The sequence below is a fragment of the Rhodococcus sp. P3_B8 genome (genome assembly GCF_056402775.1).
This window is the reverse complement of the sequence record NZ_JBFUGT010000047.1, coordinates 1-22,970: the sequence shown is the minus strand read 5'-3', so window position 1 is coordinate 22,970 and position 22,970 is coordinate 1. Positions and strand designations below refer to the sequence as shown.

Below are 22,970 nucleotides of genomic sequence, written 5' to 3'. Positions count from 1 at the left end.
GCGAGGATGAATCGACGAGGACCTGCGAGAGGAACTGCGCCATGAAACCCATCACCCCCTGCCTCTGGTTCGACACCCAAGGCGAAGAGGCCGCGAAGTTCTACACGTCGCTGTTTCCGAATTCGCGGATCACGGAGGTCACCCACTACGGTCCGAACACTCCCGGTCCGGAGGGGGCGGTGTTGACAGTGTCCTTCGAGATCAACGGGCAGCCGTTCATCGCGCTCAACGGGGGCCCGCAGTTCACGTTCGACGAGGCCATCTCCTTCGAGATCCTGTGCAAGGATCAGGCGGAAGTGGACCGGTACTGGGACGCCCTCACCGGCGACGGCGGTGAGGAGAGCCAATGCGGTTGGGTCAAGGACCGTTTCGGCGTCTCCTGGCAAGTGGTGCCCGAGCGGCTGTACGAACTCATGCGCGACCCGGACACCGAGAAGGCGCAGCGCGCCATGCAGGCCATGCTGCAGATGCGCAAACTCGACGTCGCCGAACTCGAGAAGGCGTTCGCGCAGGCGTGATGCCTGCCGACGAGAAGGTGGACGGCATGAGCGCGGACGGCAAGACCCACATCAACGGGGTGCACACCGTTGCGGTCCCCGTGACCGATCAGGATAGGGCGCTCGAATTCTATGTGGGCGCACTCGGTTTCGAACGCCGCATGGATGCGGAGTTCAGCCCCGGACAGCGGTGGGTGGAGGTGGCGCCACCGGGATCGGCGACGTCGATCGCGCTCGTGCCCGCACGCGACGGCGTCCCCGCGGGCGTCGAGACGGGCATCCGACTGACCACCTCGGACGCCGACGCCGACCATGCGACCCTGTCGGCGAACGGCGTCGACGTGGACGCGGAGGTGCTGCGGATGGGCGACTACGTGCCGCCCATGTTCTACTTCCGTGACCCGGACGGCAACAAACTGGTCATCGTCGAAGTGGGGTGAGCTGCACCCCCGACGACAGGGTCAGCACCTGGTCGGCGCGTTCCGCGTCGCAGGATTCGTGTGTGGCCACGACGACGGTCGCACCGCGCGCGGCCTCTTCGCCGACGACGTCGCCGATCACCGCGCGGGCTTCCGCGTCGAGACCGGTGGTCGGCTCGTCGAGGAGTAACAGGTCGCCGCGTTGCACGAGCGCCTGCGCGAGCAGGGCACGTTGACGCTGGCCGCCCGACAGTGTGCCGATCCGCCGCCGGCCGAGGTCTGCGAGACCGAGCCTGCCCAGCGCCTCGTCGACGGCCTCCCGGTCGCCGGGAGTGAGCCGTCGCCACAAGCCACGCCGGCGCCAGGCTCCCATGGCCGCCACCTCGCGCACGGTCAGCGGTAGCTGATCGCTCACCGCATTGCGTTGCGGCACATATGCCGTGCCCAACCCCTTCGTGCCGTCGATCCGTCCCGCCGTCGGTCGCGCGATGCCGGCCAGGCACTGCAGGAGCGTCGACTTCCCCGAACCGTTGTGCCCCACGACGGCCGTGACCGTACCCGGCGCGAGCCGGGCGCTCACACCGTTCAACGCCGGGGTCTGGCCGTACCGAACCTCGATTTCGCTTACGACAATCATTATCGTTAGATTAGCAGAGTGCAGTGGCTACTCGACCCCCTGATGGTGTCCTTCGTCCGGCGTGCGCTCTTCGCGGGAATGCTGGTGTCCGTGCTCTGCGGGCTGGTGGGCACGTGGGTCGTGTTGCGCGGCATGGCCTTCATGAGCGAGGCCATCTCGCACGGCATGCTGCCCGGCGTGGCCGTCGCCTATCTCGCCGGCGCGAATCTCCTCGTCGGCGCGGCCGCGAGTGCGGTCGTCATGATCCTCGGCGTCGCCTGGGTGTCGAAGAACTCGCGACTGTCCGAGGACACCGGGATCGGCCTGCTGTTCGTCGGCATGCTCGCGCTGGGTGTCGTGATCGTCTCGCGTGCAAGGTCGTTCGCGGTCGATCTCACAGCCTTCCTGTTCGGTGACGTCCTGTCGGCGACACCGGGAGACCTGATCTGGCTCGCGGCGGCGGCCGCGGTCGCCGGGATCGTCTCGGTGATCGCGTACCGCCCGTTCGTCACCCTCGTCTTCGACGAACGCAAGGCCCACACCCTGGGCCTGCAACCACGGTGGGCGCACCTCGCACTGCTCGCTCTGGTGGTCCTCGCGGTGGTCGCGTCGTTCCGCATCGTCGGCACCCTCCTCGTGTTCGGTCTCCTCGTCGCCCCGTCCGCCACCGCAGCACTGTTCGGCAGGTCGATCGGCGCGACGATGGCGATTGCCGTGCTCCTCGGCTGGTCCGCCACATTCGCCGGGCTGATCGTGTCGTGGAATGCCGACACCGCTGCGGGCGCGACGATCGCCGGAATCGCCGTGCTCCAGTTCTTCGTCGCAGCCCTCGCCCGGTCGGCGGCGCGACGACTTCGGCCTGCCCTTCGGCCAACCCCGATACCCGTTCGATAGATGGAGACCATGAATGCCGAACACCACCCTCGCCCGCGCAGCAATTGCCGCGGTCGCCGCGCTGGCCCTCGGAGCCTGCGCATCTCCACAGGAGGAGGCCGCGTCCCCCGACGGCCGGAGTCAACCGGGTAGCGACCTTGCCGCCGAGGCCGGATCCACCGAGGTCGACGGGCCCGAACCCCGGCTCGTCGTGTCGGACGCCGACTCCGGCCGGGTGGACGTGCTCGACCTCGCTACGGCAGAGAGACTCCATTCGTTCGAGTTCGACAATCCGGCGCGGGTGACGACGGTGAAGGACCGCTACGCGTTCGCCGTGGACGGCGCCGGTGGCGCGGTGCATGTCGTGGACGCCGGTTCCTGGACCATCGATCACGGTGACCACACCCACTCGTCCACCAAACCGCCGGTCGAACTCGGCGCCCTCGAGGGTGGCAAGCCTGCGCACGTGATCGAAGGCGACGACAAGGTGGCGACGTTCTTCGACGGCGACGGACTCGCCCGCGTGATCGATTTCGCCGCCCTCCGCAAGGACAGCATCGACGTCGGGGCCGTCGTGGACGCCGACGCACCGCACCACGGCGTCGCCCTGCCGATCGCCGATGGTTTCGTGGTGTCGCACTCGGCCGCGGACGGAAGCGATTCCCGCCCCGGCACGTTCGAGGTCCACACCGCGCACGGGGAGGTCGAGCAGAGCTTCGACACCGCCTGCCCGAACATGCACGGCACGGCGGTGTCCGACACGAACGTGCTGGCCGCGTGCGACGACGGACTGTTCCTCGCGACCACCGCCGCCGGGGCGTGGACGTCGGAGAAGGTTCCGTACCCGGCAGGCATCGGCGCCGCCACCCGACCCACGTCGTTCCGCGGACACGACGGCCTGCCGATCCATGTCGCCGCCGCCGGACCCGCTGCCACCAACGACGGGGTGCTGGTCTTCGATGCCCGCACCCGCGGGTGGACGCACGTCCGGACGCCGGATCGCGCGCTGAGCGTCGCACTGGCGGGCGACGGTCGCTCCGTGTTCGCGGTCCTCGCGGACGGCACCTTCCGCGTGTACGACACGACGACCGGCGCGGAGACGGCGTCCTCGCACGTGCTGGCCGCCCCTTACGACGGGAGCGACGAGTCCGCAACGCTGCCTGCCGTCGTCGTCGGCGGCACCCGCGCGTACGTCTCGGATCCCGCATCGAAGACGGTGACCGAGATCGACTTCCGGGACGATGCGCGGGTGGCGCGAACTCTCGACGTCGGAGTCGCCGCGTCCACCCTCGGCGTGGTGGGGCTGTGACCGGGATGCGGCGCCTGCTGCCGCTGACCCTGCTGGCCGCACTCGCGGCGCTGTCCGTGACGGCGTGTTCCCCGGGCGCCTCCGACGGACCGGTCGTGGTCGTGACCACGAACATTCTGGGCGACGTGGTGCAGAACGTCGTCGGCGACGAGGCCGACGTGATGGTGCTGATGCCGAGAGGCGCCGATCCCCATTCGTTCGAGATCTCCGCGTCGGACGCCGCGCGGGTGGAGCGCGCCGACCTCCTCGTGTCGAACGGTCTCGGACTCGAGGAGGGAATCGGCAAGACCGTCGACACCGCACACTCCGAGGGAGTTCCGATCCTGCAGGTCGGTGAGGCCGTGCGGCCGATCGAGTACCGTTCCGGAAAGTCCACGGGCACCCCGGATCCGCACATCTGGACCGATCCGGACCGGGTACGCGAGGCCGTTGCACTGATCCGCGACGCGGTGATCGACCACGTGCCGGAGATCGACGCGGGGGCCGTCCGCCAGAACTCGGACAGCTACGCCCGGCAACTCGAAGAACTCACTGCCCGGATGACGGACAGATTCGCGGCCGTCCCCGCAGACCGGCGAAAGCTGGTGACCAATCATCACGTCTTCGGTTATCTGGCCGAACGTTTCGGCTTCGACACCGTGGGGGCGGTGATTCCCAGCGGGACCACCCTGGCGTCGCCCAGCGCGTCGGACCTCTCGGACCTCGCCGCGACGATCACCGCATCGCGGGTTCCCGCGATCTTCGTCGACTCCTCGCAGCCCGATCGGCTCGCGCAGGTCTTGGCCTCGGAGGCCGGTGTTCCCGTCGACGTCGTCTCGCTGTTCACGGAATCACTGGGCGAAAACGGCTCGGGCGCGGGCACGTACATCGAGATGATGGATTCGAACTCCCTGGCGATCGCGGAGGGGTTGAAATAGCGATGCATTCACACATGCACACTTCCAACTTTGACAACCGTTTGCAATAAGAGTTAATTCTCCTGGGTGACCCTTACGCGTAGACCTCTCCCCACCGCCGTTGCCGCCGTGGCACTCTCGGCGACACTGCTCACGTCCTGCTCCACCGACTCCGGCACGGCCGAAGCGACCACCACCGACTCGGCCACACCGCGGCTGGCACTGAGCTACGACGGCGGCGTGCTGGTTCTCGACGCGCAGAGCCTCGACGTGGTCGGTTCGGCCGAGGTGGACGGATTCACCCGGCTCAACCCCGCAGGCGACGACCGGCACGTGCTGGTCAGCACCGGAAACAGTTTCACCGCCCTCGACACCGCCGAACCCGCCCTCACCGACGTCGCGTTCGAGGCGAAGACGCCCGGACACGTGGTCCGGCACGACGGCAAGACCGTGTTGTTCGACGACGGCACCGGACTGGTGCGCGTGTTCGATCCGGCCGGACTCTCCGAAGGCACACCCGACACCACCGAGTTCACGACGCCGGAGGCGCATCACGGAGTGGCCGTGGAACTCTCCGACGGCAGCCTGCTCACCACCGTCGGCAACGAGGACGAGCGCACCGGCATCGTCGTACTCGACCGCGACCGCAAGGAGATCGCGCGCAACGAGGACTGCCCCGGTGTGCACGGTGAGGCCGTCGCCGCCGGCGAGACGGTGGTCGTGGGATGCCAGAACGGCCTGCTGATCTACCGGGGCGGCGTCATCACCAAGGTCACCAGCCCGGACCCCTACGGGCGCATCGGAAACCAGGCCGGCGACGAGGATTCACCGATGATGCTGGGCGACTACAAGACCGATCCCGACGCCGAACTCGAACGCCCCGAACGGGTCTCGCTCACCGACACCGCCACCGGACAACTCACCCTCGTCGACCTGGGCACCAGCTACACGTTCCGCTCGCTCGGTCGAGCCCCGCACGGTGAGGCCCTCGTCCTCGGCACCGACGGCGCCGTGCACGTGATCGACCCGAACAGCAAGGCGGTCAGCCGCACCGTCGACGTCCTCGATCCGTGGACGGAGCCGGACAAGTGGCAGTCGCCGCGGCCCGCGCTGTACGTGCAGGACCACACCGCCTACGTGACCGACCCCGCGAACAAGAAGATCCACACGATCGACCTCGACACCTGGACCGTATCCGGGCAGGCCGACCTGCCGGAGACCCCGAACGAGATCACCGGCGTCACGGGCTGATTCGCTTACCGCGGCGTCAGTCTTCGGTTTCCAGCGGTCCCAGTTCCGCGTCGAGCGCCTCCTGCACCACCGCCATCGCCGACAACCCGGCGGGGGCGCCGCAGTAGGCGCTCGCGTGGATCACCGCCTCGACGATCTCGGTGCGGGTCAGACCGTTTCGCAGTGCACCCCGCACGTGGCCCTTCAGTTCACCGTGCGCACGCAGCGCGATGAGCATGCCGAGGTTGAGGAGGCTGCGGCTGCGCCGGTCCAGCCCCGGCCGGTTCCACACGGCGTCCCAGACGTGCTCGGTGACGAACTCCTGCAGCTGTTCGCTGTCGGTCCCCGCCGTGCGAGTGAGTGCCCGCTCGACGAAGTCGGGGCCCATCACCTCACGCCGCACCGTCAGCCCCGCCTCGACGGCCGGACTCCGCTTCCCGGGTTCTTCACTGGTCATGGGTTCACTCCTGTTCACAGCGTCTACGTGTTCAGGAGTCACTCTACGAGTCGACGCGGTCGGCGCGGGTGAGTGCGACGACGTCGCGGACGGAGTGGGCGTGCGGGATGTGCCCGAGCCCACCCTCGTACCGCAGCCTCCGCGGGAGCAGCCCGTCGGCCGGGTTGACCGACACGTGGGTCCGCGAGCGGGCCACCCTCGATCGCCATCGCCCCGGCCGCGACGCGCGCTCGGTCGCGTCGCCGACCCTCACGACGAGCGGAGTAGCACCGAACCGGATCCGGGCGTAGCCGAGAGCAACCGCCAGGGCGTCGTTCACCCCGGCCACCGTCGCATGACCACGCTTCCCCGTGCTCAACCCGTGCCCGGGGAGGTCCACGACGACGACGTCGACCCCGTTCTCCGCCAATTCCGCGGCGAACGGGGTGAGATACCGCGCGTGGAGCCCGGGTGGCGCGGGCAGGACCACGGTGGCTGCGCCGCCCGACTCCACGGTGGCTGCGCCGCCCGACCGCGCCGCGTGAATCTCGGCGTGCACGGCCCCGGTCGCCGCGGGAATCTGGACGTGTTCGAGCCCGCGACCGTCGACGCCGACGAATTCGGACGCCGGCTCCAGCGCCGCCTCGCAGGCGATGCGGCGTTCCAGGGCATCTTCCCTGCGCAGCACGGGTTTCCCCTGCAGCAGGATCATGACGGCCGCCGACTCCCGGGCCGTCAACGTCGGTGCCCAGCCGGTCGCCTCGGTCAGGCGCGTCGAATCGACGACGGTCTCGCCCGCGGTCACCCACTGGCCGGAGAACGTGGTGAGTCCGAGCCGGAACGCGACGTTCGCCGCCACGACCGCCGGTCGTTCCGGCACGTCGAACATCCGCTGCCCCTGCATTGCAGCGAGCTCGCGGACACCCACCCAGTCCCGCGGTCCGAGGTTGAACGGGCCCACGAGATCCTGCTTCACGGCGCGATGGAACGCGTCCGCCATGTCCCGCTGGTGCAGGAATTGATACGCGGCGTCGTCGGCCCGCGGAAACGCCCCGACCGGGCCGGTGAGCTGGTCGATGCCGTCGTTGGAGAAGTCCGGTCCGATGATGTAGGTGGGACGCAGCATCGAGATCGCCATCTCCCCCTGATGGCGGCGCAGCCACCACTCCGCGTAATGCTCGACCTCGGCCTTGTCGTGGAAATAGTATCGGTCGGGATCACCTGCGGGATAGACGTCTTCGTTCACCGGCTCCGGCCGTAACTCCGGTCCGTACGCGTTGATGCTCGACGCGATCACGACGCGCACCACGCCTGCCCGGTAGGCGGAGTCGATGACGTTGCGGGAACCCCTCAGGTTGATGTCGTGGGTCACCGTCTTGTCCCGGATCTCCTCCACCACGAACGCCAGGTGGACCACGGCCTCGCAGCCACGGAACACCTCCTCGATGCCCGGATCACGAATGTCCATCCGGACGGACTCGAGTTTCGGATGTTCGATCGGCAGTTCCCGCCTGCCGAGCCCGACCACCGTGTCGATGTCCGGATCCGCCAGCAGCACAGGGAGGATCGCGGCGCCGAAGTCGCTCGTCGCCCCGGTGACGGCAACCTTCATCACGCGGCGGCCTCCGTGACGGTCTCGGAGATCACTTCCACCGCCCGCCGCAACTGTGCGTCCGTGTGGGTGGCCATGACGCACAACCGGAGCATCGCGCCCGAGCGGGGAACAGCGGGATAGAGTGCCGCGCTGGTGAACACGCCCTTGTCGAACAGGGTGCGCCAGAGGTTCATCGCCTCGAGGTCGTCGCCGACGTGGACGGACACGATGGGCGTCACCGTCACACCACCATCGGGCAGCGGCGACAGCGCACCCACGTCGAGTCCGTTGTCCGCCAGTCCGGACCGCAGGACCGCGGCGTTGTCCAGTGCGCGTCGTGCGCGCTGTTCCCCTTCCTCGCTGCGGATCAGCCGCACCGCGGCGAGGGACGCCCCCACCGCGGCGGGAACACCGGATGTCGTGAACAGGAAGGCACGGGCATTCACTCGCAGCGAGTCCAGGAGGTCACACGACCCCGCGATGAATCCGCCCGTGGAACTGGGGCTCTTGGACAGCGACGCCATCCGGATGTCGGTGTCGCCGTCGATGCCGAGCAGTTCGGCGGCGCCGGTCCTCTGCTCGCCGAAGATGCCGAGACTGTGCGCCTCGTCCACCATCAGGGCCGCACCGTAGCGGTCACAGAGTTCGGAGACCGCGCCGAGTGGGGCGAGATCGCCCTCCATCGAATACAACCCGTCCACGATCACCAGCACCGCGCCGTCCCCGTCTGCCGTGTCCCCGAGAATGCTCTCCAGGTCGGCGACATCGTTGTGACGGAATTTGCGGACCGTGGCACCGGACAGAGCACATCCGTCTCGAATCGACGCGTGGGCGGCGGCGTCGACGGCGACGACGTCGCCCGCGCCCACGACGGCACTGATGGTGCCGAGATTCGTTTGATAGCCGGTGGTGAAGACCATCGCGTCCTCGGTGCCATGCCATTCGGCGATTTCCGATTCGAGGTCGAGGTGCAGGTCCATGGTGCCGTTCAGGAGGCGGCTTCCGGTGATCGCGCCGCCGAACGTATCGAGGGCGTCCTGCGCTCCCTGACGGATGTCGGGGTGATCAGCCAGCCCGAGATAGTTGTTGGAACCGAGCATGATCCGGTCGGCGCCCTCCACCTGGACGATGGGCGCGGTGGCGGACTCCATCACCCGGAAGTACGGACTCACGTCGGACTCACGAACTGCCCGGAGCAGATCTACCCGGTCGTCGCCACCCAGCCTCTGGATCAATCTGTTCACAGCCATCGATACCAATCTCCTCGCGGTGTGCATGATCGGAATTTCTCCGTTGATTCGGAGCGGTGGCGGATGCGGTTTGGTGGCACCGACCAAACCGGATTACTCCTCACTCCGAATATCCCTATGGATCTCCCTGGAGATCCGGAATTTCCGCGAACACATTCGAGGAGTGTCATGACCGCATTGATGGCCCGTGAACACGCAGCGCTGAAGTCGTATCTGCCCGACCTCGCCACTTACCTGGACGAGACACCACTGCTGACGCTGGAGGGCCGAGACAGCGGGGCGATCGGGCGCTTCCGGGACGCGGGCGGTACCGCACTGACCATTCCGAAGGAGTCCGGCGGGCTGGGCGCCTCCGCGCTGGACTCCGTGCGGGTCCAACGGGCAATCGGGAGCAGGTCGCCGTCTCTCGGCGCCGCCACCACCATGCACCATCTGTCGCTCGCCACCCTCAACGAATTCGCGCAGGAGGCGACGGACGAGGACCGCGCGCTGATCACGAGCCTGGTGGAACAACGCGCCGTCGTAGCCTCCGGCTTCTCCGAGGGCGTCACCGGGGGCAACGTCTTCATCCCCACGATGACCGCCACCAGGAACGGGTCGAGCTACCTCGTCAACGGCAGCAAGAAGCCGTGCAGTCTGTCGAGTTCGATGGACCTGCTCACCGCCAGCGTGGAGGTCGACACCGGTGAGCGGGCGATCGCGCTGATCCCCGCCGGCACGCCGGGCATTTCGGTGCGCCCGTTCTGGGAGAGCTGGGTCCTCGCGGGAGCCGAGAGCGACGAGGTGCACCTCGAGGACGTCGAGGTGCCCGCCGACCTCGTCCTCCTCAACGGCGCCGACGACCCCGACGGCCGACACGAGATGACCGGGTACCTGTGGTTCGGCATGCTCGTCACCGCGAATTACCTGGGCGCGGCGAGCGCGCTGCTCGAGCGGCTACTGGCGGCGGGCAAGGACGACTACGAGGGTTACGTGCGCGCCGCCGCCGACGTGGAGAACGCGATGGCCGCGATCGAGAACATCGCCCGCGCCGTCGACGAAGGCGAACGCGGACAAGACATCTCGGTGCGGCTACTGTTCTCGCGCATTGCGATTCGTGACGCGCTCGTCCGCGCCTCCGCGGCGGCCGTCGAATCGCTCGGCGGGATCGCGTTCATCACATCCTCCGACATCGGCTACCTCACCGCCGCCGTCCACGCATTCGCCTTCCACCCGCCGTCACGGCGATCGGTCTCCGAATCGCTCGCCAAGTTCCACGCCGGAGACGAATTCGCCTTCGTCTGACCCGCCGCGGTCCGGGCTGTCGGTGATCCGGGATATAAAGGTCCCGGACCACCGACCGGCTGCCCAGGAGCTGTGATGCCCACCGAACACGACGTGCGCGCGATGATGCTGGCGCTACCGGAGGCGCACGAAGTGGTGATCGCCAACTGGGGCGACCAGCCGACGTTCCGCGTGCGCAAGAAGATGTTCGGTCTCGTGGGTTACGGCGCCCCCACCGTCTGCCTCAAAGCGACGAAGGAAACGCAGGCGGCTCTGCTGCAGGAGGATCCCGACGTCTTCCTGGTCGCACCGTTCTTCGGGCGGTGGGGCTGGATCGACGTCGTCCTCGACCGCGTCGACGCCGAAGAACTGGCCGAACTCGTCGAGGAGGCCTGGCGCCTCACCGCCCCGAAGCGGGTCGTGGCGGCGTACGACGCCGTGGGGCACGCTACCCCTCGTCGGTCTTGAACCGACCGAGCTGGTGGCGCAGCGCCGTGTCGAGGTCGGGGCGCCGGAACCGGTGACCGCGGTCGAGGAGCTTGCCCGGGGCGACGCGCTGATCGGCGAGGGCGAGTTCGCGCGCACCCTGCTCCCCGAGCAGGAGCTTCGGCCCGAAATCGGGGACCGGGAGGAAGGCCGGACGGTGCAGTACCGACGCCAGAACTGCGGTGTACTCCTCGTTGCGAACCGGATTCGGCGCCACCGCGTTGACCGGACCGCTCAATCCCGAATCGACGACGGCGCGATGGTAGACGTCGATCAGATCGTCGATGTCGATCCACGACAGCCACTGCGTTCCGGCACCGAGACGACCTCCGAGTCCGACCTCGAACAGCGGCCGCTGCAGGCGCAGCACGCCACCGCTCGGCGACTGGACGATCCCGGTGCGGACGTGCACCACCCGCAGTCCGGCGTCGGCGGCAGGCTTCGCCGCGTCCTCCCAGTCCGCCACGACGTCGGCGAGGAAGCCGTCGCCCCGCGGGTCCTGCTCGTGCAGCACCTCGTCGCCGCGGTCGGGGCCGTAGTACCCGATCGCCGACGCACCGACGAAGATCTTCGGTCCCTGCCCGGACGCTGCCGCCACTTCCGCCAGCCGACGGGTGGGCTCGATGCGACTGTCCCTGATCGCCCGGCGGTGACCGTCGGTGAACCGTCCCGCGATGGACGCGCCGGCGAGGTGGATCACGGCGTCGACTCCGTCGAGCAGGTCCGCGGCAGGAGCGTCCGGGTTCCAGCGCCGCTCGTCGGGTGTGCTGGGCGCGCGGCGCACGAGCCGGATCACTCGGTGCCCGCCGGTGCTCAGGAACGCAGTGAGGGCGGAGCCGACCAGACCGGAGCTCCCCGTCACGGCGATGGTGAGGGGGCCGGGCAGGAGTGTGGACGCCCAGTGGTGCCGGTCCATGTCGTCGGCGAGCTGGCGGTGCCGGTAGACGAACGTCGAGCGGAGGAAGTGGCCGGGCACGATGGTGTCGACCCGGTCGGTGACCCGGGTCCGGCCCTCGGACACGACGTCGAACGTGTGCGTGTGCCGCCACGGCACCAGCAGGCGCAGCGGCAGCGCGGCCGAATAGTCGACGAACCGGTGCGGGGGGTCGTACTCCTTGGCGTCGTGCTGCGCGATCCACGTCAGTCCGCCGGGTAGGCGCAATTCTGCACGACCCGATTTCAGAGACTCGGATTCCTTCGCGAGACTCAGTGGCTGCCACGGCGGTGAGAGCCGGGTGAACGCCCCGGCCCTCGTGTGCCAGGCGAACAACTCGTCCCGCGAGGCCTCGACCACACTCGAATGCACGATGCCCATGACCCGACCTTAGCCGCGATGGCGGGCGAGGCGGTGACAACGACGAGTAGCGTGTGGGAATGACGCAGTTACGTGTACTGGTCACCGGTGCCACCGGATACATCGGCGGACGCCTCGCTCCCCGGCTCTCGCAAGCCGGCTATCGGGTGCGGGTGCTGGTGCGTTCACCCGAGAAACTGACCGACGTCCCGTGGGCGTCCGACGTCGAGATCGCCCGCGGCGACCTGAGCGATCCCGAATCCCTTTCTGCCGCTTTCACGGACGTGGACGTCGTCTACTACCTCGTGCATTCGATGGGTGGTTCGGACGAGTTCGAGGAGGCCGAACGCGTCAGCGCGGAGAACGTGGCCGAGGCTGCCCGCACGTCCGGTGTCGGCCGGATCGTCTACCTCGGCGGGCTTCATCCCGACTCGGTGGACCTCTCTCCGCACCTGCACTCCCGCACACAGGTGGGGCAGATTCTCGTCGACTCCGGTGTTCCCACAATGGTTCTGCAGGCCGGGGTCGTCATCGGCTCCGGTTCTGCGTCGTTCGAGATGATCCGCCACCTCACCAACCGGCTCCCCGTGATGACCACCCCGCGGTGGGTGAACAACAAGATCCAGCCGATCGCGGTCCGCGACGTGCTGCACTACCTCGTCGCCGCAGCGGAGGCACCGTTGCCGCGCAGCCGCACCTTCGACATCGGCGGCCCCGACGTCATCCGCTACGGCGAGATGATGCAGACATACGCCGAGGTCGCCGGTCTCCGTCAGCGTCGCATCCTCGTCCTTCCGGTGCTGACCCCGAAGCTCGCCGGTCTGTGGATCGGCCTGGTCACCCCGATCCCCCGCTCGCTCGGGCGGGCCCTGATCGAATCCCTGCAGAACGACGCCGTCGCCTCCGAGCACGACATCGACGACGTCATCCCACCGCCGAAGGCAGGCCTGACCACGTACCGGGACGCCGTGCGACTGGCGTTGCGGCGCATCGACAACGGCGAGGTGGAGACGACCTGGGCCAGTGCGTCCCCGGTCGGCGCCCCGTCCGATCCGTTGCCGTCCGACCCGGATTGGGCCGGTGAGGTCGTCTACACCGACGAACGCACCAAGGACTGCGAAGCGGACGCCGGAACGCTGTGGAGCGTCGTGGAGAGCATCGGCGGTGAGAACGGCTGGTACTCGTTCCCCCTCGCGTGGTCGGTGCGCGGCTGGCTCGACCGTGTGGTCGGCGGTGTCGGGCTCACCCGTGGGCGCCGGAACCCGAAGCAGCTCAACACCGGTGACCCCCTGGATTTCTGGCGGGTCGAACGGATCGACCGGGGGTCCCTGCTACGGCTGCGCGCCGAGATGCGGGCACCGGGCGGGGCGTGGCTCGAATGGCGCGTCCACAGTGTGGATTCCGACCGGTCCCGACTCGATCAGCGGGCCATCTTCTTCCCGAAAGGCCTCGCCGGAAGGCTGTACTGGTACTCCATCATGCCGTTCCACGGAATCATCTTCAAAGGCATGATGGAGAACATCACCGGCTCCGCTGCCCGTCAGACCGTGCAGAGCGGCTGAATAGCCTCTCGGCCACCGGTGGTCGGGGACGTCAGCAGCAGGCACGAGTTGTAGCCACGCGATTCCACCACCTGCCGGATCTGCTTCCATCCCACGTCGTCGACCGCCGGGTTGCGGGAGAGGACGAAACCCGAAGCCCGTGCCGGGTCACCGACGAGCGCCCACGAGTAGTCGTCGGCGATGTAGGTGACCACATAGTTGGTGGGACCGTCCGGTGAACTCTGGAACGGCACGTCCGGGAAACTCACGTGGAGTTGCGCATTGGTGACCGGGTCGTTGACACGCGCATTGCCGTTGATTCCGTTCGTCCCTCCCGCCCAGGTGGTGCACGAGTTGGCGACGCTGACGTTCGACGAGTCCACGAGCCCGTACGTCGCCCTGGTGTCCCGCGCGCAGTCCAGGTTGAAGGGCTGTGGCACAGCGGCCAACTGATACCACGTGCCGAGGTACCGCGGCACGTCGAGGGACGGGACTGGTGCGAGCGCACCGGGCTGAGCCTGTGCCGGGCTCGCCGCCAGCACCACGGCCGCAGCGGCGGCCAGCAGTCCTGCGGCGAATCCACGAGCCTTCGAGAGTGTCATCTCGGGTCCTTTCACGATCATGCGTCGACGAAACGGGCAACCTGAACGGAGTGCCTGTGCAGCACCCTCTCTCGGGACATTCGACGCCACTTCCGGATCGGATGGGTCGATCCGGGACAACCTTCGACCCATCCGTTCCGGAGACCGCTCCGAATGCCTGTCGATGGTGCTCATCCGCACCCACACCGGAGAGAGGCAATAACCCATGAACATCAGCACACGAGTTCTGGCAGTCGCAGCGAGCACGTCCCTCGTCCTGCTGGGCGCAGCGTGTTCGTCGGACGACAGCGACTCGTCGAGCAGCGGCTCCGCCTCGGAGGCGATGACGTCCGAGTCGATGTCGTCCGGTTCGATGACCTCGTCCGCGATGGCCGATCCCGCCGCCAACCTGGTCGGTCCGGGCTGCGCCGAGTACGCGAAGACGGTGCCCGACGGTGCCGGTTCGGTCAGCGGCATGGCGCAGGATCCGGTCGCGACCGCCGCGTCCAACAACCCGCTGCTCACCACCCTCACCGCCGCCATATCCGGTCAGCTCAACCCGCAGGTCAACCTGGTGGACACGCTGAACAGCGGACAGTTCACGGTGTTCGCGCCGGTGGATGCCGCGTTCGCGAAGGTCGACCCGGCCACGATCGAGACCCTCAAGACCGACCCGGCGCTGCTCACCAAGGTCCTGACCTACCACGTGGTCCCCGGCCAGATCGCGCCGAGTGACATCGACGGCCAGCACACGACCGTCGAGGGTGGCACGGTCACTGTCACCGGTTCGGGCGACGACCTGAAGGTCAACGACGCCGGCGTCATCTGCGGTGGCGTCCAGACCGCCAACGCCACGGTGTACCTGGTCGACACCGTCCTGATGCCCCAGTAAGCACGCTCGTCTCACAGTTCTCCGCACCCGGCGGCATCGGTCCCACACCGATGCCGCCGGGTTCTTGCGTGCTCCCACGTGAGTGCCACGGTGTGCTCGAGCACGCTTCGCCACTCACGTGAGCGGGTGCGGGTCCGCCCATCCGACGCAAACTCAGCTCCGAATAACGGTTATGGAGAAAGGCTCACCCACCACCCCGGCGTACGTGCTCGTGCTGCCCGGCGGCAAACCACGCAGTCAGGCACCCTCGCGGTGCTGGCATCTGTCGAATCTGCGCATGACCTGGATGGCCTGGTCTCTGAAGTCGAGGCTCGGGMGGCACGGAATCGTCGTGGAGCGGTTGCAGTACCGGGTCCGCGGATGGAACGCCCCCGAGGCCAGCCCGGTGCACGACGCCCGGGTAGCCGTCGAACGGGCCCGGCTGCGGTTCGGGGAAGTCCCCGTCGCCGTCGTCGGGCATTCGATGGGCGGCCGCGTCGCCGCCCACCTCGCCGCCCTCGACAACGTCCGGGCGATCGCCGCGCTCGCACCCTGGTGGCCCGCGTCCGACGGCGAACTGGTGCCCGCCGACCGCAGCCTGATGGTCGCGCACGGAACCGCCGACCGCTGGACGGATCCCACAGCTTCCCGGGTCCAGACCGAGCAGGCGCTGGCTCGTGGGGTGAACGCCTCGTGGATTCCCCTGACGGGCGCCGGACACTTCATGCTCACCCGGCCACGCTGGTGGCATCGCATCACCGCCGATTTCGTTCTCGACGCCTTCGCTGCGGAAGGTGTCGTCGCCGCACCGACTGACCGGAAAGCAGGTCGCCATGCATGATTCGGAGAAGCTCGAACGCAGGAACGTCGCGGTGATCGGCAGCGGCGTCGCAGGGCTGACCGCCGCCTACGTTCTGTCCCGCCACGACCGCGTCACCCTCTACGAGGCCGACGCCCGTCTCGGCGGTCACGCCCACACGCACCACCTGACACTCGACTCGGGCGCAGAAGTGGACGTCGACACGGGCTTCATCGTGCACAACGACCGCACCTACCCCACGCTGCTGCGCCTGTTCGCCGAACTCGACGTGGCCACCCAGGATTCGGACATGTCGATGTCGATCCGATCCGATGCGAGCGGGCTCGAATACGCAGGCGCGAAGGGGATCCGCGGGCTGTTCCCCACCGCCCGCACCCTGGCCCGGCCGCGGTATTGGCGGATGCTCGGCGAGGTCCTCCGGTTCCACCGTTGTGCCCGTGCCGTGCTCGACACCCCGGCCGACGAGGCCGGCGGGCAGGAACCGCTGGGCGAGTTCCTGAGCCGCAACGGTTTCAGCCCGTACTTCGTCGAGAATTTCATGACTCCGCTCGTCGCGGCGGTGTGGTCGTGCGATCCCACGACAGCGGCGCACTACCCGGCCCGCTACCTGTTCACTTTTCTCGAGCACCACGGAATGCTCACCGTCTTCGGATCACCCACGTGGCGCACCGTGACGGGCGGCTCGGCCCGCTACGTCGAGAAGGTGGCGGCGCACCTCGACGAGATACTTCTCGGCACCCCCGTGCAGCGGGTGGAACGCACCCAGGACGGCGGCGCGTGCGTCGTCGACGGCAGCGGCGACGTCCGGTACTTCGACGCCGTGGTGGTGGCCGTTCACCCCCGTCAGGCGCTCGCCCTGCTCGGCGACGCCTCGGACCTCGAGATCGAGATCCTCGGCGACATGCCGTACTCGGTGAATCACGCCCAGCTGCACACCGACGAGTCGCTGCTCCCCCGCGCGGAGAACGCCCGGGCCTCCTGGAACTACCTGACTCCCACCGACAGCACGGACGCGACGGGCGTCATCGTCACCTACGACATGACCCGGCTGATGCGCCTGAACACCGTGCACGACCGGCGGTTCCTCGTCACGCTCGGCGGGAAGCACCTCGTCGACCCGTCGACGGTCGTCGCCGAGATGACGTACGAGCACCCCGTCTACACCCCCGAATCCGTGGCGGCGCAGTCGCGGCTGAGCGAACTCGGCTCCGGCACCTTCGCTTTCGCGGGCGCCTACCATGGCTGGGGGTTCCACGAGGACGGGGCACTCTCGGGCCTGCGCGCCGCCGAGCGGATCGGCGGTTCGTGGGATACACATGCCGGACGACACCGCGACCGGGAGACGGTGTCATGACCGCGCCGGCGATCTACTCGACAACGATCCGGCACGCCCGCACCGAACCCGTCCGCCACAGTTTCCAGTATTCGAGCTACAGCTGGTACGTCGACGTCGACGACCTTCCACACCTGTCCGGGTGGCTCGGCCCATTCGCCCGCTTCCGCGCCGAGGACCACTTCGAGCCGGTCCCCGGTGCCGGCGCGGACACGCTGCGCGCCAGGGTGGATGCGTTCCTCGCCACCCACGGAATCGACCTCCGCGGCGGGACGGTGACGGCGCTCCTGAACGCGCGAGTGCTCGGGTACGTGTTCAACCCGCTCAGCGTGTACTGGTGCCACGACGTCGACGGCAGCCTCCGCTGTGTGATCGCCGAGGTACACAACACCTATGGTCAACGGCACAGCTACCTGATCCGGCCCGACAGCCGCGACCGCGCCGAGGTGGACAAGCAGTTCTACGTCTCCCCGTTCAACGACGTGAGCGGCCGTTACGAGATGCGGCTCCCCGAGCCCGGCGACACGCTCTCGCTGAACGTGGTACTCCACCGGGACGGGCACGCCCCGTTCACCGCGACGGTGCGGGGAACGCGGCAGCCCGCCACCCACCGCACGGTCCTGAGGACCCAACTACGCACTCCGCTGGCACCTCTCGTGGTGTCGGTTCGCATTCGCATCCAGGGAATCACTTTGTGGGCCCGTGGACTCCCCGTCACGGCTCGGCCCGACGGCCGGCAGAAGGAGACAGTTCAGTGAGAAGGAACAAGGCCACGGACATGGACGCATCGCCTGCCGTCAGTACCGCCGACCTCGCGTTCACCGTCGAGGATCCGCGGATCGACAACCGGATCTGGCCCGGCCTGGCCGACGTGCCGACCGGTCTGCGTGCCTCGCTGTCGGCGAAGATTGCCGACCGCCTGTTCCGCCGCGCGGCCGCCGACCTCGACGTCCGCATCGAGTACCCCGACGGCACCCTGGTTGGGGCGCGCCGGGAACAGGAGATTCTGCCGCGCATGATCATCCGCAACCCGGACGCGTTCGCCCGGCGGGTCGGGACGAGCGGCCTCATCGGTTTCGGCGAGTCGTACATGGCCGGCGACTGGACGTCGCCGGATCTCGCCGCGGTGCTGAGCGTGTTCGCCTCACGGATGGCGACCCTCGTTCCCCGCCCGCTGCAACGGTTGCGCGCACTCTATGTCGCCAAACACCCCGCCCAGGAACGCAACACCGAGCAGAACACCCGCTCCAACATCTCCCGGCACTACGATCTGTCCAACGAGATGTTCGAGACGTTCCTCGACGAGACGCTGACGTACTCGAGCGCACTGTTCTCGTCGACCCCGACCCGGGTGGGGCAGGTCCGGGACGTGACGGTCCTGCGGGCACCCGTCCCACAGATCACCCCGAAGTGGGAGGATTTCGCGGACGCGCAGCGCCGCAAGATCGATCGGCTGCTCGACGAGGCCGGCGTCGGTGCGGGCACCAGGCTGCTCGAGGTCGGGACGGGCTGGGGAGAACTGTGCATCCGGGCGGCGGAACGCGGCGCCGTGGTGCGTTCGGTGACGCTGTCCAGCGAACAGCAGAGCCTGGCCCGCCTGCGCGTCGCCGAGGCCGGCCACTCGGACACCGTGCAGATCGACCTGCTCGACTACCGCAACGTCGACGGCGAGTACGACGCCATCGTGTCGGTCGAGATGATCGAGGCTGTCGGACATCAGTACTGGGCCACCTACTTCCGGGTGCTCGACAAACTCCTCGCTCCGGGCGGAAGGGTGGCGCTGCAGGCGATCACCATGCCGCACGATCGGATGCTCCAGACCCGCAACACCTACACCTGGGTGCACAAGTACATCTTCCCGGGCGGTTTCCTCCCGTCGACCGAGGCGATCGAATCCGTCACCGCCGAACACACCGCGCTACGGGTGCGGGAGCGACTGAGCATGGGACAGCACTACGCGGAGACGCTCCGACTGTGGAAGGACCGGTTCGCCGCGCACAGCGCCCAGGCGGAGGAACTCGGATTCGACGAGACGTTCCGCCGCATGTGGCATTTCTACCTCTGCTACTCCGAGGCCGGGTTCCGCTCCGGCTACATCGACGTCCAGCAGTTCGTCCTCGACAAGACGGGAGCATGACCGTGACCGTTGCCGCCGAACTCGACAAGGCGTTGCGTCCGCTCGTCCGCGGGGAATTGCCCGTTCATCTGACCGCGTGGGACGGCAGTACCGCCGGCCCGGTGACGGCGCCGAAGGTGGTGCTGCGCAGTCCCGACGCCCTGCGCCGATTGCTGTGGAGCCCCGGGGAACTCGGGGCCGCACAGGCCTACGTGACGGGTGAGATCGACGTCGAGGGCGACCTGGGCGAGGCCCTGGCACATGTGTGGGCGGTGGCGCGCGAGCGAGGTCTCAGCGGAGTCCGGCCGAGCCCGTGGACGGTCGCGAAGGTGTTGCGCGTCGCCGCGAAGCTGGGTGTCACGGGCGGGCCGCTTCCCGCACCCGCCGCACAGGCGAACATCCGCGGACGGCTGCACAGCATGCTGCGCGACCGCGCCGCGATCAGTCACCACTACGACCTGTCCAACGATTTCTACGCGCTGATCCTGGACCCGCAGATGGCCTACTCGTGCGCCTATTTCACCCGGAATGCGCCGGGAACGCCGCAGGATTCGGACTACGGACTCGAGGACGCCCAGCGGGACAAGCTCGACCTGGTGTGCCGCAAGATCGGACTCGAAACCGGCATGCGACTGCTCGACATCGGATGCGGCTGGGGATCGCTGAGCCTCCACGCCGCGGCCGAATACGGCGCACACGTCGTCGGTGTCACCATCTCCCGTGAGCAGAAAGTGTTCATCGACAAGCGGATCGCCGAGCGCGGTTTGCAGGACCGCGTCGAGATCCGTCTGCAGGATTACCGCGAGGTCCCCGACGGCCCGTTCGACGCCGTCGCGTCCCTCGAAATGGGTGAGCACGTGGGCGAGAAGAACTACGCCCGGTACGCGCAGGCCCTCCACGACAACGCGAAGCCCGGTGCGCGGGTGCTGATCCAGCAGATGTCGCGCACCGGACGCCATCCCGGCGGCGGCCCGTTCATCGAGTCGTTCATAGCTCCCGACATGACCATGCGTCCCGTCGGTGAGAGCGTCGCGTACCTCGAACGAGCCGGGCTCGAGGTGCGCGACGTGCACGGTCTCCGTGAGCATTACGTCTGGACCGTCGACGCCTGGCTGGAGAAGTTCGAGTCCCGCTGGGACGACGTCGTCGAGATCGTCGGGCTCGAGATGGCCCGGGTGTGGCGGCTGTACCTCGTCGGCGGCGGGATGAGCTTCGAGCAGGGCCGCATGGGTGTCGATCAGATCCTGGCCGTGAAGCCGACCGCGGCGGGTCGGTCGATGATGCCTGCCGCGCGGGTCGACTCCGCGGGATCCGGCGTGCTCCGATGAACGGGATCGACTGGTCGGAATTCGGCGCCGTCACCGCGGCGAGCGTTCTCGTGCTCGCCGTCCTCCAGGCCGCGACGTTCCTCGTCGGCCGGCGGATCGGACGCTACAACGTCGTCGATGTGTCCTGGGGCCTCGGTTTCGTCCTGGTAGCGCTCGTGGCCGCCGTCGTCGGCGACGGCGACGCACTGCGCCGGTGGCTGGTGGTGGTGCTCGTCGCGGTGTGGGGTCTGCGACTGACCTGGCACATGTACGCCAAGTCGGCGGGCAAGGGCGAGGACCCGCGCTACGTGGAGATGCTCGACCGGGCGGGCGGCGACTCGCCCTGGGTCGTCGTCAGGAAGATCTTTCTCACCCAGGGACTCGCGCAGTGGTTCGTCTCGCTGCCGCTGCAGGTGTCGGCCGTACTCGGTCCCGCATCCGGCCTCGGCGCGGTCGTCGCGGTGCTCGGAGTCCTCCTGTGGGTGGTCGGTGTCGTGTTCGAAGCGGTCGGCGACCACCAGTTGAAGGTGTTCAAGGCGGACCCGTCCAACAAAGGCGTGATCATGGACGTCGGCCTGTGGGCGTGGACGCGGCACCCGAACTACTTCGGCGACTCCTGCGTGTGGTGGGGCCTGTGGCTCATCGCGGCGAGCGTGTGGCCCGGCGCCGTCACCGTGCTGTCTCCCGTGGTCATGACGTACTTCCTGGTGTTCGCGACCGGCGCGCGACTGCTCGAGAAGACGATGTCGCAGCGTCCCGGCTACCCCGAATACCAGCAGCGCACCAGCTATTTCCTCCCCTTGCCGCCGAAGCGGTGAGTGCCATGCCGGCATCGCTCGCATCCCCTCGGATCCCATCGTGGTCACACCGGCCGCAACCTGCTATTAGGCTGTGGATCGATGAACGGAATGGGCCGATGACCGGTGTCGACAGGGACACGGAGAACGTGACGCTGACGGCGTTGCTGGCGCGTATCGCGCAGGGCGAGCGGGATGCCTTCAGCGACTTCTACGAACGCACCAGCGCGCGGGTGTACGGCATGGTGCTGCGGGTCCTGCGCGATCCCGGATACAGCGAGGAAACCACCCAAGAGGTGTACCTGCAGGTCTGGAACAACGCGGACAAATTCGATCCGAAGCAGGGGTCGCCGCTGTCGTGGCTGATCACCCTCGCTCATCGCCGTGCCGTCGACCGGGTGCGGTCGGAGCAGTCCGGCACCGAACGGGAAGCCGCCTACGGCGCCTCGAGTTGGTACGGACCGTTCGACGCGGTGTCGGAGGAAGTCACCCGACGCGGCGACACCAGCGACGTCGTCGACTGCCTCGGCACGCTCACCGAAGTCCAGCAGAGAACGGTGGTCCTCGCCTATTACGGGGGCCTGACGTACCGAGAGGTGTCGGAGCGGCTGTCCGTGGCGCTTCCGACGGTGAAATCACRAATTCGAGACGGATTGATCAGGCTCAAGCAATGTCTGGGGGTGCAGTTCGATGGATGAGTCCCAGCACGAAATCCTCGACCTCGCCCAGGTGTACGCCCTCGACGCCGTCGACGATCAGCAGCGCCGCGAGATCGACACCGCGGTCCAGAGCGCACCGCCCGACGTTCGCCTCGAATTCGACACCACCGTCCGCGGTGTGCACGAGACGATGGCCGCCCAGTCGGCGTCCACCGCGGTCGAGCCGCCCGCTCACCTGCTCGGGCGCATCCTCGATGCGCTGCCCGGCACCGCCGCTTCGCCCGCACCGATAGCACTGGACGAGGTTCGTGCGCGCAAGCGCAGGCGTCTCGTGGCGGCGTTGAGTGCGGCGGCCGCGGTCGTCGTCCTCGCCGTGGGTGGCATCACCGTCGCTCAGCAGTTGCAGAGCGAGGACGGCCAACCCGTGCCCGCTCAGATCCTCGCGGCCGACGACGTCCGCACGGCGGTCGCACCGATCGCCGGTGGCGGTTCGGCCACCGTCGTGTACTCCAAGGACGTCGACGCCGGAGTGCTGGTGATGAACGACGTCCCGCCGCCCGCACCGGGTTCGGTGTATCAGATGTGGCTGCTCGGACCGTCACACGAGCCGGTGTCCGCCGGAATCATGGAAGCCGATGACGTGTCACCGTCGACCACCGCGGTCGTGAGCGACATCGACCAGTCCACGGAACTTGGATTCAGTGTGGAACCGCCCGGCGGTTCCACCCAGCCGACCGGCGACATCTTCGCGACGGTGAACCTCACCTGATACGTGAGTGGCG

General features: G+C 68.1%; 24 protein-coding genes. 18 read left to right on the top strand and 6 right to left on the bottom strand.

The genetic code is table 11. The features are described from left to right. Nucleotides 1–41 precede the first annotated feature (41 nt). Complete coding sequence (locus AC1D1G_RS17720) at nucleotides 42–518, top strand: VOC family protein (protein ID WP_283353963.1); 477 nt, start codon at nucleotides 42–44, stop codon at nucleotides 516–518. A 26-nt stretch (nucleotides 519–544) separates the two neighbouring features. Beyond that, entirely contained in the window at nucleotides 545–937 is a 393-nt protein-coding gene (locus AC1D1G_RS17715) for a VOC family protein (protein WP_283353998.1), read from the top strand. Here AC1D1G_RS17715 and aztA read toward each other — a convergent pair. Next, entirely contained in the window at nucleotides 918–1,553 is a 636-nt protein-coding gene (gene aztA / locus AC1D1G_RS17710; protein WP_317571702.1) for a zinc ABC transporter ATP-binding protein AztA, read from the bottom strand. The two genes, AC1D1G_RS17715 and aztA, sit on opposite strands and share 20 nt — an antisense overlap. An 18-nt stretch (nucleotides 1,554–1,571) precedes the next feature. On the opposite strand from aztA, the gene aztB reads away from it, so the two are divergent. The 4 genes from aztB to aztD all read left to right on the top strand — a co-directional run bounded on the left by aztB (nucleotide 1,572) and on the right by aztD (nucleotide 5,861). Further along, the gene (gene aztB, locus AC1D1G_RS17705; RefSeq protein WP_477953049.1) at nucleotides 1,572–2,426 is read left to right on the top strand and encodes a zinc ABC transporter permease AztB; all 855 of its coding nucleotides are present in this window, start codon (nucleotides 1,572–1,574) and stop codon (nucleotides 2,424–2,426) included. Nucleotides 2,427–2,439: 13 nt separating this feature from the next. Then, nucleotides 2,440–3,714: an ABC transporter gene (locus AC1D1G_RS17700; RefSeq protein ID WP_477953048.1), complete on the top strand. Its 1,275-nt coding sequence runs from the start codon at nucleotides 2,440–2,442 to the stop codon at nucleotides 3,712–3,714. Nucleotides 3,715–3,719: 5 nt separating this feature from the next. After that, a complete protein-coding gene (aztC, locus tag AC1D1G_RS17695) occupies nucleotides 3,720–4,631 on the top strand; it encodes a zinc ABC transporter substrate-binding protein AztC (RefSeq protein WP_317571717.1) in 912 nt (303 codons plus the stop codon). 66 nt (nucleotides 4,632–4,697) lie between these two features. Continuing rightward, the gene (gene aztD, locus AC1D1G_RS17690; protein ID WP_477953047.1) at nucleotides 4,698–5,861 is read left to right on the top strand and encodes a zinc metallochaperone AztD; all 1,164 of its coding nucleotides are present in this window, start codon (nucleotides 4,698–4,700) and stop codon (nucleotides 5,859–5,861) included. A 16-nt stretch (nucleotides 5,862–5,877) separates the two neighbouring features. Here aztD and AC1D1G_RS17685 read toward each other — a convergent pair whose 3' ends face one another. From AC1D1G_RS17685 to AC1D1G_RS17675, 3 genes are read right to left on the bottom strand one after another with little or no spacing between them, the layout of a single operon-like run. Next, nucleotides 5,878–6,297, bottom strand: coding sequence for a carboxymuconolactone decarboxylase family protein (locus AC1D1G_RS17685; RefSeq protein ID WP_283333693.1), 420 nt, complete (start codon nucleotides 6,295–6,297; stop codon nucleotides 5,878–5,880). Nucleotides 6,298–6,340: 43 nt separating this feature from the next. Beyond that, nucleotides 6,341–7,888 carry an NAD-dependent epimerase/dehydratase family protein gene (locus AC1D1G_RS17680; RefSeq protein WP_477953061.1) on the bottom strand — a complete coding sequence of 516 codons (1,548 nt, stop codon included), beginning with the start codon at nucleotides 7,886–7,888 and terminating at the stop codon, nucleotides 6,341–6,343. After that, complete coding sequence (locus AC1D1G_RS17675; RefSeq protein ID WP_477953046.1) at nucleotides 7,888–9,120, bottom strand: aminotransferase class I/II-fold pyridoxal phosphate-dependent enzyme; 1,233 nt, start codon at nucleotides 9,118–9,120, stop codon at nucleotides 7,888–7,890. The genes AC1D1G_RS17680 and AC1D1G_RS17675 overlap by 1 nt, the downstream gene beginning before the upstream one ends. Before the next feature lie 168 nt (nucleotides 9,121–9,288). Between AC1D1G_RS17675 and AC1D1G_RS17670 the strand changes: the two genes are divergently transcribed. Both AC1D1G_RS17670 and AC1D1G_RS17665 read left to right on the top strand, forming a co-directional pair. After that, nucleotides 9,289–10,404, top strand: a complete 1,116-nt coding sequence (locus tag AC1D1G_RS17670) for an acyl-CoA dehydrogenase family protein (RefSeq protein WP_477953045.1) — start codon at nucleotides 9,289–9,291, stop codon at nucleotides 10,402–10,404. Nucleotides 10,405–10,479: 75 nt separating this feature from the next. Further along, nucleotides 10,480–10,851 carry an MmcQ/YjbR family DNA-binding protein gene (locus AC1D1G_RS17665; protein WP_477953044.1) on the top strand — a complete coding sequence of 124 codons (372 nt, stop codon included), beginning with the start codon at nucleotides 10,480–10,482 and terminating at the stop codon, nucleotides 10,849–10,851. Here AC1D1G_RS17665 and AC1D1G_RS17660 read toward each other — a convergent pair. Further along, nucleotides 10,832–12,184: a TIGR01777 family oxidoreductase gene (locus tag AC1D1G_RS17660; RefSeq protein ID WP_317571706.1), complete on the bottom strand. Its 1,353-nt coding sequence runs from the start codon at nucleotides 12,182–12,184 to the stop codon at nucleotides 10,832–10,834. The genes AC1D1G_RS17665 and AC1D1G_RS17660 overlap by 20 nt on opposite strands. 59 nt (nucleotides 12,185–12,243) lie before the next feature. Between AC1D1G_RS17660 and AC1D1G_RS17655 the strand changes: the two genes are divergently transcribed. Then, nucleotides 12,244–13,725 carry an SDR family oxidoreductase gene (locus tag AC1D1G_RS17655; RefSeq protein WP_477953043.1) on the top strand — a complete coding sequence of 494 codons (1,482 nt, stop codon included), beginning with the start codon at nucleotides 12,244–12,246 and terminating at the stop codon, nucleotides 13,723–13,725. Here the strand turns inward: AC1D1G_RS17655 and AC1D1G_RS17650 are convergent. Further along, nucleotides 13,704–14,306, bottom strand: coding sequence for a lipocalin family protein (locus tag AC1D1G_RS17650; protein ID WP_283353952.1), 603 nt, complete (start codon nucleotides 14,304–14,306; stop codon nucleotides 13,704–13,706). The genes AC1D1G_RS17655 and AC1D1G_RS17650 overlap by 22 nt on opposite strands. 205 nt (nucleotides 14,307–14,511) lie before the next feature. On the opposite strand from AC1D1G_RS17650, the gene AC1D1G_RS17645 reads away from it, so the two are divergent. The 9 genes from AC1D1G_RS17645 to AC1D1G_RS17605 all read left to right on the top strand — a co-directional run bounded on the left by AC1D1G_RS17645 (nucleotide 14,512) and on the right by AC1D1G_RS17605 (nucleotide 22,957). Then, nucleotides 14,512–15,177: a fasciclin domain-containing protein gene (locus tag AC1D1G_RS17645; protein ID WP_283333684.1), complete on the top strand. Its 666-nt coding sequence runs from the start codon at nucleotides 14,512–14,514 to the stop codon at nucleotides 15,175–15,177. Nucleotides 15,178–15,349: 172 nt separating this feature from the next. Further along, nucleotides 15,350–15,997 carry an alpha/beta hydrolase gene (locus AC1D1G_RS17640; RefSeq protein WP_283333683.1) on the top strand — a complete coding sequence of 216 codons (648 nt, stop codon included), beginning with the start codon at nucleotides 15,350–15,352 and terminating at the stop codon, nucleotides 15,995–15,997. Continuing rightward, nucleotides 15,990–17,330, top strand: coding sequence for an NAD(P)/FAD-dependent oxidoreductase (locus AC1D1G_RS17635; protein ID WP_477953041.1), 1,341 nt, complete (start codon nucleotides 15,990–15,992; stop codon nucleotides 17,328–17,330). Before AC1D1G_RS17640 ends, AC1D1G_RS17635 begins: the two co-directional genes overlap by 8 nt. Further along, on the top strand, nucleotides 17,327–18,067 hold the full coding sequence (locus AC1D1G_RS17630; RefSeq protein WP_477953040.1) for a DUF1365 domain-containing protein: 741 nt from the start codon (nucleotides 17,327–17,329) through the stop codon (nucleotides 18,065–18,067). Before AC1D1G_RS17635 ends, AC1D1G_RS17630 begins: the two co-directional genes overlap by 4 nt. Next, nucleotides 18,064–19,446 carry a class I SAM-dependent methyltransferase gene (locus tag AC1D1G_RS17625; protein WP_477953039.1) on the top strand — a complete coding sequence of 461 codons (1,383 nt, stop codon included), beginning with the start codon at nucleotides 18,064–18,066 and terminating at the stop codon, nucleotides 19,444–19,446. Before AC1D1G_RS17630 ends, AC1D1G_RS17625 begins: the two co-directional genes overlap by 4 nt. Next, on the top strand, nucleotides 19,443–20,753 hold the full coding sequence (locus tag AC1D1G_RS17620) for a class I SAM-dependent methyltransferase (RefSeq protein ID WP_477953038.1): 1,311 nt from the start codon (nucleotides 19,443–19,445) through the stop codon (nucleotides 20,751–20,753). The genes AC1D1G_RS17625 and AC1D1G_RS17620 overlap by 4 nt, the downstream gene beginning before the upstream one ends. Beyond that, a complete protein-coding gene (locus AC1D1G_RS17615) occupies nucleotides 20,750–21,550 on the top strand; it encodes a DUF1295 domain-containing protein (protein WP_477953037.1) in 801 nt (266 codons plus the stop codon). Before AC1D1G_RS17620 ends, AC1D1G_RS17615 begins: the two co-directional genes overlap by 4 nt. A gap of 98 nt (nucleotides 21,551–21,648) precedes the next feature. Then, entirely contained in the window at nucleotides 21,649–22,227 is a 579-nt protein-coding gene (locus tag AC1D1G_RS17610) for a sigma-70 family RNA polymerase sigma factor (protein WP_477953036.1), read from the top strand. Then, nucleotides 22,220–22,957, top strand: coding sequence for an anti-sigma factor (locus AC1D1G_RS17605; protein ID WP_280780612.1), 738 nt, complete (start codon nucleotides 22,220–22,222; stop codon nucleotides 22,955–22,957). Before AC1D1G_RS17610 ends, AC1D1G_RS17605 begins: the two co-directional genes overlap by 8 nt. Nucleotides 22,958–22,970 lie beyond the last annotated feature (13 nt).

What these genes read in the sequence shown, in the direction of transcription:
- AC1D1G_RS17720 (WP_283353963.1), top strand. Translation starts at nt 42, where the DNA reads ATGAAACCCATCACCCCCTGCCTCTGGTTCGACACCCAAGGCGAAGAG.
- AC1D1G_RS17715 (WP_283353998.1), top strand. Translation starts at nt 545, where the DNA reads ATGAGCGCGGACGGCAAGACCCACATCAACGGGGTGCACACCGTTGCG.
- aztA (WP_317571702.1), bottom strand. Translation starts at nt 1,553, where the DNA reads ATGATTGTCGTAAGCGAAATCGAGGTTCGGTACGGCCAGACCCCGGCG.
- AC1D1G_RS17700 (WP_477953048.1), top strand. Translation starts at nt 2,440, where the DNA reads ATGCCGAACACCACCCTCGCCCGCGCAGCAATTGCCGCGGTCGCCGCG.
- aztC (WP_317571717.1), top strand. Translation starts at nt 3,720, where the DNA reads ATGCGGCGCCTGCTGCCGCTGACCCTGCTGGCCGCACTCGCGGCGCTG.
- AC1D1G_RS17685 (WP_283333693.1), bottom strand. Translation starts at nt 6,297, where the DNA reads ATGACCAGTGAAGAACCCGGGAAGCGGAGTCCGGCCGTCGAGGCGGGG.
- AC1D1G_RS17680 (WP_477953061.1), bottom strand. Translation starts at nt 7,888, where the DNA reads ATGAAGGTTGCCGTCACCGGGGCGACGAGCGACTTCGGCGCCGCGATC.
- AC1D1G_RS17675 (WP_477953046.1), bottom strand. Translation starts at nt 9,120, where the DNA reads ATGGCTGTGAACAGATTGATCCAGAGGCTGGGTGGCGACGACCGGGTA.
- AC1D1G_RS17670 (WP_477953045.1), top strand. Translation starts at nt 9,289, where the DNA reads ATGACCGCATTGATGGCCCGTGAACACGCAGCGCTGAAGTCGTATCTG.
- AC1D1G_RS17665 (WP_477953044.1), top strand. Translation starts at nt 10,480, where the DNA reads ATGCCCACCGAACACGACGTGCGCGCGATGATGCTGGCGCTACCGGAG.
- AC1D1G_RS17660 (WP_317571706.1), bottom strand. Translation starts at nt 12,184, where the DNA reads ATGGGCATCGTGCATTCGAGTGTGGTCGAGGCCTCGCGGGACGAGTTG.
- AC1D1G_RS17655 (WP_477953043.1), top strand. Translation starts at nt 12,244, where the DNA reads ATGACGCAGTTACGTGTACTGGTCACCGGTGCCACCGGATACATCGGC.
- AC1D1G_RS17650 (WP_283353952.1), bottom strand. Translation starts at nt 14,306, where the DNA reads ATGACACTCTCGAAGGCTCGTGGATTCGCCGCAGGACTGCTGGCCGCC.
- AC1D1G_RS17645 (WP_283333684.1), top strand. Translation starts at nt 14,512, where the DNA reads ATGAACATCAGCACACGAGTTCTGGCAGTCGCAGCGAGCACGTCCCTC.
- AC1D1G_RS17635 (WP_477953041.1), top strand. Translation starts at nt 15,990, where the DNA reads ATGCATGATTCGGAGAAGCTCGAACGCAGGAACGTCGCGGTGATCGGC.
- AC1D1G_RS17630 (WP_477953040.1), top strand. Translation starts at nt 17,327, where the DNA reads ATGACCGCGCCGGCGATCTACTCGACAACGATCCGGCACGCCCGCACC.
- AC1D1G_RS17620 (WP_477953038.1), top strand. Translation starts at nt 19,443, where the DNA reads ATGACCGTGACCGTTGCCGCCGAACTCGACAAGGCGTTGCGTCCGCTC.
- AC1D1G_RS17615 (WP_477953037.1), top strand. Translation starts at nt 20,750, where the DNA reads ATGAACGGGATCGACTGGTCGGAATTCGGCGCCGTCACCGCGGCGAGC.
- AC1D1G_RS17605 (WP_280780612.1), top strand. Translation starts at nt 22,220, where the DNA reads ATGGATGAGTCCCAGCACGAAATCCTCGACCTCGCCCAGGTGTACGCC.